This is a genomic window from Streptomyces sp. NPDC003327, assembly GCF_053589515.1.
This window is the reverse complement of record NZ_JBSFSA010000079.1, coordinates 1-13,321: the sequence shown is the minus strand read 5'-3', so window position 1 is coordinate 13,321 and position 13,321 is coordinate 1. Positions and strand designations below refer to the sequence as shown.

General features: G+C 73.9%; 10 protein-coding genes. 7 read left to right on the top strand and 3 right to left on the bottom strand.

Annotated elements, in window-relative coordinates:
• The first annotated feature begins 173 nt into the window (after positions 1–173).
• On the top strand, positions 174–953 hold the full coding sequence (locus tag ACWDVG_RS31035; protein WP_451704202.1) for a GntR family transcriptional regulator: 780 nt from the start codon (positions 174–176) through the stop codon (positions 951–953).
• A 110-nt stretch (positions 954–1,063) separates the two neighbouring features.
• Positions 1,064–2,764 (top strand): hypothetical protein, encoded by a 1,701-nt coding sequence (locus ACWDVG_RS31030; protein ID WP_451704200.1) that lies wholly within the window; start codon positions 1,064–1,066, stop codon positions 2,762–2,764.
• A gap of 33 nt (positions 2,765–2,797) precedes the next feature.
• Here the strand turns inward: ACWDVG_RS31030 and ACWDVG_RS31025 are convergent, their stop codons facing one another.
• Both ACWDVG_RS31025 and ACWDVG_RS31020 read right to left on the bottom strand, forming a co-directional pair.
• Positions 2,798–3,598: a hypothetical protein gene (locus ACWDVG_RS31025; protein WP_451704198.1), complete on the bottom strand. Its 801-nt coding sequence runs from the start codon at positions 3,596–3,598 to the stop codon at positions 2,798–2,800.
• Positions 3,599–3,924: 326 nt separating this feature from the next.
• The gene (locus ACWDVG_RS31020; RefSeq protein WP_451704196.1) at positions 3,925–5,649 is read right to left on the bottom strand and encodes a PucR family transcriptional regulator; all 1,725 of its coding nucleotides are present in this window, start codon (positions 5,647–5,649) and stop codon (positions 3,925–3,927) included.
• Positions 5,650–5,954: 305 nt separating this feature from the next.
• Between ACWDVG_RS31020 and ACWDVG_RS31015 the strand changes: the two genes are divergently transcribed.
• The 5 genes from ACWDVG_RS31015 to ACWDVG_RS30995 all read left to right on the top strand — a co-directional run bounded on the left by ACWDVG_RS31015 (position 5,955) and on the right by ACWDVG_RS30995 (position 12,651).
• Entirely contained in the window at positions 5,955–6,845 is an 891-nt protein-coding gene (locus tag ACWDVG_RS31015) for an FAD binding domain-containing protein (protein ID WP_451704194.1), read from the top strand.
• Positions 6,846–6,847: 2 nt separating this feature from the next.
• Positions 6,848–7,435 carry a (2Fe-2S)-binding protein gene (locus ACWDVG_RS31010; protein WP_451704192.1) on the top strand — a complete coding sequence of 196 codons (588 nt, stop codon included), beginning with the start codon at positions 6,848–6,850 and terminating at the stop codon, positions 7,433–7,435.
• A 2-nt stretch (positions 7,436–7,437) separates the two neighbouring features.
• Positions 7,438–9,825 (top strand): xanthine dehydrogenase family protein molybdopterin-binding subunit, encoded by a 2,388-nt coding sequence (locus ACWDVG_RS31005; protein WP_451704190.1) that lies wholly within the window; start codon positions 7,438–7,440, stop codon positions 9,823–9,825.
• Positions 9,826–10,003: 178 nt separating this feature from the next.
• Positions 10,004–11,470: an NCS2 family permease gene (locus ACWDVG_RS31000; protein WP_451704188.1), complete on the top strand. Its 1,467-nt coding sequence runs from the start codon at positions 10,004–10,006 to the stop codon at positions 11,468–11,470.
• A 44-nt stretch (positions 11,471–11,514) separates the two neighbouring features.
• On the top strand, positions 11,515–12,651 hold the full coding sequence (locus tag ACWDVG_RS30995) for an XdhC family protein (RefSeq protein ID WP_451704187.1): 1,137 nt from the start codon (positions 11,515–11,517) through the stop codon (positions 12,649–12,651).
• A 95-nt stretch (positions 12,652–12,746) separates the two neighbouring features.
• Here the strand turns inward: ACWDVG_RS30995 and ACWDVG_RS30990 are convergent.
• A partial coding sequence (locus ACWDVG_RS30990; RefSeq protein WP_451704185.1) for an ROK family protein occupies positions 12,747–13,321 on the bottom strand: 575 nt, incomplete at its 5' end.

Genomic DNA, 13,321 nt, shown 5'->3' with positions numbered 1-13,321 from the left:
TTCTCGTCGATGAAGTTGACCATCGAGAACGGGGCTCCGGTGACGTCCGCGAGCCCGCGGGACCGGAACCCGGCGTGCCCTCCGGCGACACCGCCCCGGCGCGCGTGCCCGAGCAGTCCCGGGGCGATCGGGCGACCGGGGGAGAGCGGGCAGCCCGGGGCGAGCAGTCCCCGATCGACCGGGCCCGCGACGGCTCAGCGGCCCGCCCCGGCGAGCCGGGCCCCTCGGCCGCAGCCGCGGCCACCGCGGCCCCGGCCACCGTCCCCGCCCCCTCCGAGGCGGCGCGCGGGGCGCACCCGCACGACGAACCGTTCGCGGCGGGCCCCCGCACCGTGCGGCGCCACTCCGTCCGGGGCCAGGTCCTCGACGCCCTGCGCACCGCGCTCGTGGGCGGCGAGCTCCGCCCCGGCGAGGTCCACTCCGCCCCCGCCCTCGCCGAACGCCTCGGCGTCTCCGCCACCCCCGTCCGGGAGGCCATGCAGCGCCTCGCCGTCGAGGGCGCCGTCGAGGTCGTCCCCAACCGGGGCTTCCGGGTCGTCGAGCGCACCCCGCGCGAACTCGCCGAGCTCGCGGAGGTCCGGGCCCTCATCGAGGTCCCCGTCATGCTCCGGCTCGCCCGCACCGTGCCCTCCGCCCGCTGGGCGGCCCTCCGCCCCCAGGCCGAGGCCACCGTCGCCGCCGCCGCCCGCGGCGACCGCGCCCACTACGCCGACGCCGACCGGGCCTTCCACCGGGCGGTCCTCTCCCTCGCAGGCAACGCCCAGCTCCTCACCGTCGCGGACGACCTCCACCGCCGCTCCCAGTGGCCGCTGATCAGCGGCCCGGCCGTCCGGCACGCCGACCTGATCGCCGACGCCGCCGAGCACACCGCGCTCCTGGACGCCCTGATCGCCCAGGACCTCCCGGTCGTCGAATCCCTGGTCCGCGAGCACTTCACGGGCGCGGCCGGCTGAGCGGGCCCGCCCGTGCGGAATCAAGCTGATCAACGGGGGCCCGAACCGGGCCGCGGCCACTAAGGTCGGGGGCGTCCGTCCGCTCGTCCCGCATCGTCCGCGAGGTGCCCATGCCGTCCGCGACCCCGTCCCCGGCATGGGAGGGGCGCCGCGCCCTCACCGGCACCGAGCCCGAGGCCACGGCCCTGCTGGGCTGGCTCACCGACCCCGAGGCGCCCCGGCTCTGTCTGGTCACCGGCGGGCCCGGCACCGGCAAGACGGCCCTGCTCGGCTGGCTCGCCGCGCACGGGGCGACCCGCGCCGGACGGTCGTCCCGGTCCCGGCGGCGCACCCCGCGACTGCTCGTGCCGCTGACCGGACAGAGCGCCCTCGGCGCCGCCTGGACCCTCGCCGACCACCTCGGCGTGGTCGCCGGGACGCCCGACGAACTCGTCCAGGCCCTCGCCACCGGCGAGGGCCGCCGCCCCGGCCGCCCGGTCCTGCTGCTCACGGACCTCCACGCCGCCGCCGAACCCGAGGCGCTCGCCGATTTCCTCGCGGAGCTGGCCGCCGTCGGACGGGTGCGGCTCGTGGTCGAGGCGCGAACGGGGAGCCCGGCCACGGCGGTCCTGCGGGGCGCCCGCCGTGAGGCGCGGACCGGGACCCCGGCGGCGATCCCGCGGGGCGCCCACCGCCTGACCCTCGTCGAGCTGGAGGGCGACGGCCGCCCGGCACCCGAGGAGCCGCCCGCGACCCGGCCCGCGCCCGACCTCTCCGACCCGGTCGCCGTCTGCGTGACCGATCCGCTGCTCGTCACCGCCGGGTACGTCGCGGAGACGGGCCCCGGGACGCCCGGCTCGGCCGACGGGCCCGCGGGCGACGCGCACGGCGGGCTCAGGACCGCCTGGCTGCGTGCCGGACAGTCGCTGTGCCGCCCCCAGGACCCGGCCGAGCGGGCCCTCGTGCTGCTCGCCGCGCTCGGCGACGGCGCCGACCCGCGCGCCCGGCCCGCGCTCGCCGGCCTCGCGGAGACGGCACCCTGGCACCTGAGGTGGACCCGCAACCGCGGGGACCTCGCGCCGCCCTGGCCCGGCGCCGTCGCCGTGCTGGGCGCCGCCGGGGGCCCGCAGGAGGGCATGCTCCTGGTCGGCGACCGCACCGGCGCCGTGCGCCTGGTCCGTACGGCCGACGCGAGCCCCGCAGGACGCCTCCCGCACGAGGCCGCGGGCCGCGTCACCGCCCTCGCGCCGACCCCGGACGGCACGGTGCTGCTCCTCGACGACCGAGGGCGGCTGCACACCGTACGGGGAACGGCGCCCCGCGCCCCGTACCTCCAGCGCCTCACGGAAGCCGTCTCCACCACCCTCACCCGGCACCCGGGCACGGCCCTCGCGGCGATCTCGGGCTCGGTGGTCGTGGGGGACCGGCTCGGTTCCGTGCACGCCTTCGGCCTGACCGGCCTGCACCAGGCGGCCCTGCACAGCGGGCGGGTCACGGCGGTGACGGCCGTCGACTCGGCCACCCCGTTCGTCTGTTCGGGCGGCGCCGACGGCACCGTACGGCTCTGGACACCGGGCCGCGACCCCCGGCCCGAGCCCCTCGCCGAACGGCCCTCCCCGGTCGTGTCCCTGCACGCGGCCGACACCCCGAAGGGTCCCGTCGTGGCGGTCGCCTGGGCCGACGGACTCGTCGAACTGCGCCGCCCGGACGGCGGACCGACGCTCCCCTTCCGCCCGGGCCCCGCCCCGCGCGCCGTCGCCGTCACCGGCTGCGGCGAGCTGATCCTCGGCACGGACGAGACCCTGGTCCGGCTCGCGCCGAGGGCCTGGTGACGTCACGTCACCAGGCCCTTGAGCAGGGGAAGTTCACGCCGTGCGGGGGGTCAGCTGAGTCGCCAGCCAGGTCGGCACGCCGCCGAGCAGCCGGAAGAGCCGACGCGCCTCGGCGCGCAGCCGTCCGGCCTCCGGTTCCGTCTCCGTGTCGGCGAGCGCGGTGAGCGCGGGCGCCGTGCCGACGAGATAGCCCAACTCCTCTCGGATCCGCAGCGATTCGGCGAAACCGTGGCGCGCCTCGGCCAACTCCCCCTCCCTTAACGCCAGTCCGGCCAGATGGCGCCAGGTCGACGAGAGCAGGAGCGCGTCCCCCCGGTCGGCCGCGCCCGCGTGTGCCCTGCGGTACGCGGCCCGCGCCGCCTGCGGGGAGTCTCCGAGGTTCTGGGCGACGAGTCCGCGCCGGAAGTCGAGCAGCGGGCGTCCCTCGGCCCCGGGGCCGATGAGCGCGGCCGCCCGGCCGAGCGCCATGCGGGCCTCGTCGGCCCGGTCCCGTACGCCCAGAAGCGTCGACGCGTAGGCCAGATAGCCGCGTTCGCACGCCGCCGCGCCGCGCTCCTCGTCGGTACGGGCGACCGCCTCCGCCGCCCTCAGCGCGTCCTCGGCCTCGGCCCAGCCCTTCTCGGTGTACAGACAGCGCTCGATGAGGAGTGCTGCCCTTTCGAGCGCGGCGGCCGGTTCGGCGGCGCGGGGTGCGAGCAGCGCCGCCGCGTCCGTCCAGCAACCGCGGGAGCGGAGCCGCCATATGGCGGTCTCCACCGGTGTCTCCTTGCCGTAGGCGAGGGACGGACTGTCGCCACCCCTTGATTCGGAACCAGACATGGCGGTGTCCGCCACATTGCCCTCCCCGAGCGCGCCATTGAGCTGTTGAGTAGAACGGCATCTCAGCACGAAGGGGAGCACGGGGCCAAGGGGTCAGGTGAAAGATTTCACAAGAGGCGTGCGCATGCGGACGGCGCCCGCGGGGCACGGGCCGACGGCCCGTCGGGCCGCTGCCCGCCCCGTGATCAGGGCCCGGCCGGGCGCGGGGGCACCGTGACCGTCGGCCCCGCCGCGGCGGAGCCGTTCACTCCGAAGGACTCGCCCGAAGGTGTGACGTGCGAGGAGGGGGCCGCCGCTGACGGCGCCCCCTCCGACGGGTCCCGGCCCGTGCCGGGACCGGGTCAGCTCATCCGCAGGGCCAGGAAGAAGTCCAGCTTGTCCTCGAGACGCGACAGATCGCGGCCCGTGAGCTGCTCGATGCGGCCCACCCGGTAGCGCAGGGTGTTCACGTGCAGATGGAGGCGGGTCGCGCAGCGGGTCCAGGAGCCGTCGCAGTCGAGGAAGGCCTCCAGGGTCGGGATCAGCTCCGCGCGGTGGCGGCGGTCGTAGTCGCGCAGCGGGTCGAGCAGCCGGGCCGTGAAGGCCCGCCGGACGTCGTCCGGCACGAACGGCAGCAGCAGCACGTGCGAGGCCAGCTCGTGGTGCCCGGCGGCGCAGACCCGGCCGGGCCGGGCGGCGGCCACCCGGCGGGCGTGCCGGGCCTCCTCCAGGGCCCCGCGCAGGCCCTCCGCCGAATGGACGGCGGCGCTGACGCCGAGCGTGAGCCGCCCGTCGTCGGCGAGGCCGGCCGACAGCGGAGCCCGTACGGCCGCGAGCAGGGCGTCCGCGTGCAGGCCGAGCCCCGTCGCCGGACCCTCGTCCTCGCTGTCGGGCACCGGTGCGGCGGCCAGCGGGACCAGCGCGATGGCCTCGTCGCCGCTGTGCGCGACGGCGATCCGGTCGGTGGACTCGGCGCCGACGGTCGCCGGGTCGACGAGGATCTCCTCCAGCAGCGCCTGGGCGATCGGGCCCGTCTCCACGGGGCTCTGGCCGGCCTCCTGCTCCCACTCGACACGGGCGACGACGACCTGCCAGTGCGGGGCGGCGCCGAGGCCGGGCAGCAGCACCGGGGCGGCGACCCGGAGGCGGGCGGCGATCTCGGCGGGGGCGGCGCCGGTCTGCACCAGCTCCAGGACCTCCTGCGCCAGCCTGCGGCGTACCGTACGGGCCGCGTCGCGGCGGTCCCGCTCGACGGCGATCAGCTGCGTGACGCCCTGGAGCAGGTCGAGCCGGGCGGCCGGCCAGTCGCCCGCGTCGGCCTCCACGGCGAGCAGCCAGTCCGACAGGACCGACTCGCGCATGTCGCGGGAGGCGGGCGCCGGGCCGCGGCCCGTGTTGCGGATCGGGAAGAGCGAGTACGTCGTCCCGGCCGTGGTCAGCCGGTGGGGGCCGCGCCGGCCGGTACGGGTGGCGGCGAGGTGCTCGCCCGCCAGGGTCGCGGCGAGGCCGCCCTCCAGGGGCTCCCCGGCGCCCGCGATCTGCCGCCCGGTGGGGGAGAGCACCCAGGCGTGCAGGTCGAGGTCGGAGCCCAGGAGGTCGAGGACCACCTCGGGGCCCCCGCCCGCCGGACCGGAGGTCATCAGCCGCCTGTGGCGGTCGACGACGGCCGCCAGGTCCCCGGCCCGCTCGCCCGAGACCTGTCGAACAACGTGCTCGGTGATCGTCGCGAACGCAACGGATTCCTCCACCGCGAAGAGCGGCAGACGATGGCGAGAACACGCCTGTACGAGATCCTCCGGTACGGACCCGGGTTCGGCGTCCGCGCCGGCGAGCGCGGCCACCCCGGCCTCGCCCACCGCGAGGGCCGCCACCCCGGCCGAGGCCAGGATCCGGACGAACGGCTCCGTGTCGGCCGGCTCCCGCAGCCAGGCCAGACCGGTGAGCACCAGCTCGCCGCCCGACAGGTACCGACTGGGGTCCTTCAGGTCCGTCGTCATCACGCCCCGGACCGTCCGGTCGAGCTCCTCCTCGCCCCCGAGCAGGCGCAGCCCCAGCGCGTCGTTCTCCAGCAGTGCGCGCAGCCGCATCGTGTCGCCGCCGTTCCTTCTCGTCAGTGGTCGTGGGTGTCGCGTTGTCGACGGTGCAGTGGTGCCGCCGTTTCCAGGGGAAAACAGCGAGGTTGCCGTTCCCCGCCTTTCGTTCGAATCTACAAGACGAGGATGGGCCCCAGCCAACTCCTTCATGTTTTCGGTGACTGCACCCCGGCGGGCGTGGCTTGTGTACTAGGCCACACACCGCGTGAACAGCACATGAACACGACGTCGAGGGCCGGCCGTCCCCCCGGACCCGTGAACGACCCCTTGATCACCAGAATTCCTAGAAGAGAGCCACCATGGACTTCCTTCGCCCCGCCAGCTGGGAGGAGGCGCTCGCCGCCAAGGCCGAGCACCCCACGGCCGTGCCCATCGCCGGTGGTACCGACGTCATGGTCGAGATCAACTTCGACCACCGACGCCCCGAGTACCTCCTGGACCTGAACCGCATCGAGCTGCTGCGCGAGTGGGAGGTCGGCGAGGAGAACGTCCGCCTCGGCGCCTCCGTCCCGTACACCCGGATCATGGAGAACCTCCGAGCCGAGCTGCCCGGCCTGGCGCTCGCCTCGCACACGGTCGCCTCCCCGCAGATCCGCAACCGCGGCGGCGTCGGCGGCAACCTCGGCACCGCATCCCCGGCCGGCGACGCCCATCCGGCGCTGCTCGCCGCGGGCGCCGAGGTCGAGGTCGAGTCCGTGCGCGGCAGCCGCTTCATCCCGATCGACGCCTTCTACACGGGCGTGAAGCGCAACGCGCTCGAGCCCGACGAGCTGATCAAGACCGTCCACATCAAGAAGGCGGACGGCCCCCAGCAGTACTCCAAGGTCGGCACCCGCAACGCCATGGTCATCGCCGTCTGCGCCTTCGGCCTGGCCCTGCACCCGGAGACCCGGACCGTGCGCACCGGCATCGGTTCGGCCGCGCCGACCCCGATCCGCGCCAAGGAGGCCGAGGAGTTCCTGAACGCGGCCCTCGAAGAGGGCGGCTTCTGGGACAACGGCAAGATCATCACCCCGTCGATCGCCAAGCAGTTCGCCGACCTCTGCTCGGCCGCCGCCAACCCGATCGACGACGTCCGCGGCACGGCCAAGTACCGCCGTCACGCCGTCGGCATCATGGCTCGCCGCCAGCTCGGCTGGACCTGGGAGCAGTACCGCGGCGCCGGCCGCACGCTTGAGGGAGCTGCCTGATCATGCGCGTCAATTTCACGGTCAACGGTCGTCCGCAGGAAGCCGACGACGTCTGGGAGGGCGAGTCCCTCCTCTACGTGCTGCGTGAGCGCCTGGGCCTGCCCGGCTCCAAGAACGCCTGCGAGCAGGGCGAGTGCGGTTCCTGCACCGTCCGCCTCGACGGCGTGCCGGTCTGCTCCTGTCTCGTCGCGGCCGGTCAGGTCGAGGGCCGCGAGGTCGTCACCGTCGAGGGCCTCGCGGAGTACGCCAAGCAGCGCGAGGAGCACGGCGGTTGCGCGACCGGCGCCTGCGGCACCTCGCTCGACGAGGCCAAGCGCTGGGAGGCCAAGCCCGGCCAGGACTCGCAGACCGGTGAGGGCGTCGAACTCTCCCCGATCCAGCAGGCGTTCATCGACGCCGGCGCCGTCCAGTGCGGCTTCTGCACCCCCGGTCTGCTCGTCGCGGCCGACGAGATGCTGGAGCGCAACCCGTCCCCGACGGACGCGGACATCCGCGAGGCGCTCTCCGGCAACCTCTGCCGCTGCACCGGTTACGAGAAGATCCTCGACGCGGTCCGCCTGGCGGCCGCCCGTCAGGGAGAGGCGGTCTGACCATGGCTGGCACCACCACCGGAATCCCCCGCAACGTCACCCAGAACCACACCAAGGGCGGCGTCGGCGAGTCCACCCTCCGCCCCGACGGCACTCTCAAGGTCACCGGCGAGTTCGCCTACTCCTCGGACATGTGGCACGAGGACATGCTGTGGGGCCAGATCCTGCGCTCCCCGGTCGCGCACGCCGAGATCGTGTCCATCGACACCTCCGAGGCCCTCGCCATGGACGGCGTCTACGCCGTCCTCACGGCCGACGACCTGCCGGCCGCGAAGACCTACGGCCTGGAGTTCCGCGACACGCCCGTCCTCGCCTTCGGCAAGGTCCGCCACCACGGTGAGCCGGTCGCCCTCGTCGGCGCCGACCACCCGGAGACCGCCCGCCGCGCCGCCGCGAAGATCAAGGTCGAGTACCGCGAACTGCCCCTCGTCACCGACGAGGCGTCGGCGACCGCGCCCGACGCGATCCTGGTCCACGAGAACCGCGACGACAAGCACGCCGGCCACGTCCCGCACCCCAACATCGTGCACCGCCAGCCGATCATCCGCGGCAACGCCACCGAGGCCGCCAAGCGGGCCGACGTCATCGTCACCGGCGAGTACACCTTCGGCATGCAGGACCAGGCCTTCCTCGGCCCCGAGTCCGGCCTCGCCGTACCGGCCGAGGACGGCGGCGTCGACCTGTACGTCGCCACCCAGTGGCTGCACGCGGACCGCGAGCAGATCGCGCCCTGCCTCGGCCTGCCCGAGGACAAGGTCCGCATGACGATGGCCGGCGTCGGCGGCGCGTTCGGCGGCCGCGAGGACATCTCGATGCAGATCCTCGCCTCGATCCTCGCCCTGCGCACCGGCAAGCCGGTCAAGATGGTCTACAACCGGTACGAGTCCTTCTTCGGGCACGTCCACCGGCACCCGGCCAAGCTCTACTACGAGCACGGCGCCACCAAGGACGGCAAGCTCACGCACATGAAGTGCAAGATCGTCCTGGACGGCGGCGCCTACGCCTCCTCCACGGTCTCGGTCGTCGGCAACGCCTCCTCCCTCTCGGTCGGCCCGTACGTCATCGACGACGTCGAGATCGAGGCGATCGGCCTCTTCACCAACAACCCGCCCTGCGGCGCCATGCGCGGCTTCGGCGCGGTCCAGGCCTGCTTCGCCTACGAGGCCCAGATGGACAAGCTCGCGGCGAAGCTGGGCATGGACCCGGTGGAGTTCCGCCAGCTCAACGCCATGGAGCAGGGCACGATCATGCCGACCGGCCAGGTCGTGGACTCCCCCGCCCCGGTCGCCGAACTGCTGCGCCGCGTGAAGGCCCGCCCGATGCCGCCGGAGCGCCAGTGGGAGACCGCGGGCGAGGGCGCGGACGTCCGCGCGCTGCCGGGCGGCCTCTCCAACACCTCGCACGGCGAGGGCGTCGTCCGGGGCGTCGGCTACGCCGTCGGCATCAAGAACGTCGGCTTCTCCGAGGGCTTCGACGACTACTCCACGGCGAAGGTCCGCATGGAGGTCATCAACGGCGAGCCCGTCGCCACCGTCCACACCGCCGCGGCGGAGGTCGGCCAGGGCGGCGTCACGATCCACGCGCAGATCGCCCGCACCGAGCTCGGGGTCCAGCAGGTCACCATCCACCCCGCCGACACCCAGGTGGGCTCGGCCGGTTCGACCTCCGCGGGCCGCCAGACGTACATGACCGGCGGCGCCATCAAGAACTCCTGCGAGCTTCTCCGCGAGCGCGTCCTGGAGATCGGCCGGCGCAAGTTCGGCTCGTACCACCCGGCCTGGGCGACCGCCGAACTCCTCCTGGAGGGCGGCAAGGTCGTCACCGACGGCGGCGAGGCCCTCGCCACCCTCGCGGACGTCCTGGAGGACGAGGTCATCGAGATCGAGGAGGAGTGGCGGCACCGCCCCACCCAGGCCTTCGACCTCGTCACCGGCCAGGGCGACGGCCACGTCCAGTACGCCTTCGCCGCACACCGCGCGGTGGTGGAGGTGGACACCGAGCTCGGCCTCGTGAAGGTCATCGAGCTGGCCTGCGCCCAGGACGTCGGCAAGGCGGTCAACCCGCTCTCCGTGATCGGCCAGATCCAGGGTGGCACCACCCAGGGCCTGGGCGTCGCGGTGATGGAGGAGATCATCGTCGACCCGAAGACCGCGAAGGTGCGCAACCCCTCCTTCACGGACTACCTCATCCCGACCATCCTCGACACGCCGACCATCCCGGTCGACTACCTCGAGCTGGCCGACCCCAACGCGCCGTACGGCGTGCGGGGCATCGGTGAGGCCCCGACCCTGTCGTCCACCCCGGCCGTCCTCGCGGCGATCCGGAACGCGACGGGTCTGGAACTCAACAAGACGCCGGTCCGCCCCGAGGCGCTCACCGGCACCCTGTAGGACCGCCCGGGGCCCCGCTCCGCCGGGGCCCCGGCACCGCAGTACCCCGTTGTACCCCGTTCGTCTCGGGCCGTCCCCCGGGTCGTGCAGCCAACGTGATATCCCAAATCCCGCAGCTTCACCGTCAGAGCTTCGAAGTCTGATGCGGGTGCCCCTTTGAACCTTGGGAGTAGGCCCCATGACCCAGTCGTCTGTGGAGCCCAAGACCACCGCGGAGGACGCGGGCTCCGGCTCGCGCAACCCCGCCGGGCGTTCTTGGCTCGACCGGTACTTTCACATCTCGGAGAGAGGATCCACCGTCGCGACGGAGGTCCGCGGCGGCGTCACCACCTTCATGGCGATGGCGTACATCCTCCTGCTCAACCCCCTGATCCTCAGCGGCAAGGACGTCGAGGGCAATCTGCTCAGCCAGCCGGCCCTCATCACCGCCACCGCCCTCGCCGCGGCCGCGACGACCCTCCTCATGGGTTTCTGGGGCAAGGTCCCCCTGGCCCTCGCCGCCGGACTCAGCGTCTCCGGCGTGATGGCCTCGCAGGTCGCCCCCGTCATGACCTGGCCGCAGGCCATGGGCATGTCGGTGGCGTACGGCGCCGTGATCTGTCTCCTGGTCGTCACCGGCCTCCGCGAGATGATCATGAACGCCATCCCGCTCGCCCTGAAGCACGCGATCACCATCGGCATCGGCCTCTTCATCGCGATCATCGGCTTCGTCAAGGCCGGCTTCGTGCACGAGAACCCCGCCCCCGGCGGCGGCCCCGTCGTCCTCGGCCCGGCCGGCGAACTGGCCGGCTGGCCCGTCCTCATCTTCGCCTTCACCCTGCTGCTGATCTTCGCCCTGCAGGCCCGCAACATCCCCGGCGCCATCCTCATCGGCATCGTCGCCGGCACGATCGTCGCGATCGTCCTCAACGCCGTCGCCGACATCCCGGCCAAGGCCTGGTTCTCCGGCGCCCCGGAGCTGGACGGCAGCGCGGTCTCCGCCCCCGACTTCTCGCTCATCGGCGAGGTCTCCTTCAGCGGCTGGGGCGACGTCGGCTACATCACGATCACCATGATCATCTTCACCCTGGTGCTGGCCGGCTTCTTCGACGCCATGGCGACCATCCTCGGCGTCGGCACCGAGGCCAAGCTCGCCGACGACAAGGGCCGCATGCCCGGTCTCTCCAAGGCCCTCTTCATCGACGGCGCCGGCGGCGTCATCGGCGGCGCCGGCGGCGCCTCGGGCCAGACGGTCTTCGTCGAGTCCGCCACCGGCGTCGGCGAGGGCGCCCGCACCGGCCTGGCCTCCGTGGTCACCGGCGGCTTCTTCGCCCTCTGCCTCTTCTTCACCCCGCTCACCGCGATCGTCCCGCAGGAGGTCGCCGCCGCGGCCCTCGTCGTCATCGGCTCGATGATGATGCAGAACGCCAAGCACGTGGACTGGAGCGACCGGTCCGTCGCGATCCCGGTGTTCCTCACCGTGGTCCTGATGCCCTTCACGTACACCATCACCACCGGTGTCGCGGCCGGCGTCATCTCCTACGCCGTCATCAAGACGGCGCAGGGCAAGGCCCGCGAAGTGGGTGCCTTCATGTGGGGCCTCACCGCGATCTTCGTCGTCTACTTCGCGATCCATCCCATCGAGAGCTGGCTCGGCGTCGGCTGACGCCGCCCCGCCGCCCTCCCCACACCTTCCAGAGGAGAACCGAGATGCTGGACATCGCCGAAGAGCTGCACCGGTGGGTCGAGCAGGGACGTGACGTCGCCGTCGCCACCGTCGTGGCCGTCGGCGGCAGCGCGCCCCGCCAGCCGGGCGCCGCGCTCGCCGTCGACGGCGAGGGCACGGCGATCGGATCGGTCTCCGGGGGGTGTGTGGAGGGCGCGGTCTACGAGCTGTGCCAACAGGCGCTCGAAGACGGCAGGACCGTCGTCGAGCGCTTCGGCTACAGCGACGAGGACGCCTTCGCCGTCGGCCTGACCTGTGGCGGCGTCATCGACATCCTCGTCACCCCGATCCGCGGCGGGGTCTACCCCGCCGCCCTGGCCGCAGCCGTCTCGGGGGAGGCGGCGGCCCTCGCCCGGATCACCGAGGGCCCCGAGGAACTGCTGGGCAAGGCGCTCCTCGTCCGCCCCGACGGCTCGTACGAGGGCGTGCTCGGCGGCCACCCCGAGCTGGACCGCACCGCGGCGGCCGAGGCCCGCGCGATGCTGGACGCGGGCCGCACCGGCACCGTCGGGATCGGCGAGGACGGCAGCCGCTGCGGGCAGCCGCTCACCCTCCTCGTGGAGTCCTCGGTCCCCGCCCCCCGCATGATCGTCTTCGGCGCCATCGACTTCGCCTCCGCGCTCGTCCGCGTCGGCAAGTTCCTCGGCTACCACGTCACCGTCTGCGACGCCCGGCCCGTCTTCGCGACCCCGGCCCGCTTCCCCGAGGCCGACGAGGTCGTCGTCGAATGGCCCCATAGCTACCTGGAGTCGACGGAGACCGACGGCCGGACCGTCCTCTGCGTCCTCACCCACGACGCCAAGTTCGACGTCCCCCTCCTCCGGGCGGCCCTGCGGCTCCCCGTCGCCTACATCGGCGCGATGGGCTCCCGCCGTACCCACGAGGACCGCAACAAGCGCCTGCGCGAGGTGGGCGTCACCGAACTCGAACTGGCCCGCCTGCGCTCCCCGATCGGACTCGACCTCGGTGCCCGTACGCCGGAGGAGACGGCGCTCTCCATCGGCGCCGAGATCGTCGCGAGCCGCCGCGGCGGCAGCGGGGTCTCCCTCACCGGCGCGCACACCCCGATCCACCACGACGGCCCGGGCACGCCGGCCGGCCGCATAGGCTCCGTCGCCTGACGTACCGCGCGGGTCCTGTTGCCCGGCGCACCGCGCGGGTCCTGTTGCCCGGCGCCCGGCGCACCGCGCGCACGAGGGCGTCTCCTTCAGTTCTTTCAGTGGGCCGCGCGGTCGCGGACGGTCGTCGCCCAGGCCGGCTGTTCCTCGACCGCCTCCGCCTCCGTGGCGGCCTCGCTGTCCGCCCTCCGGCCGCCGCGCGCGAAGAAGTCGGCGAGCGGCAGGATCGCCGCGCCGACCGTGACCGCGTCCGGGCCGAGCGTCCCGAGCCCGATGGTCACCCGCTCCGCCGGGTAGCGCAGCGCGTACTCCTGCGCGTGCGCCGTGACGGTGTCGAGGAAGGGGGTGCCGAGCTGGAGGCCCGCCCAGCCGCCGACGAGGATGCGTTCGGGCTGGAAGAGGTTGATGAGGTCGGCGAAGCCGGCGCCGAGGTAGCGGGCGGTTTCGTCGAGGACGGTGCGGGCGGTGGTGTCGGGTGGGGTGCCGTCGGTGGGGTGGGCGGCGGTGAGCATGGCGGTGAGGGCGGTTTCCTCGTCGGCGTGGGCGGGGGGTGTGCCGCCCGCTTCGTGCCAGCGTTCGAGGAGGGCTTCGGCGCCCGCGTAGGCTTCGAGGCAGCCGTGGGAGCCGCAGCGGCAGCGGCGGCCGTGGATGTTGACGGTGAGGTGGCCCCATT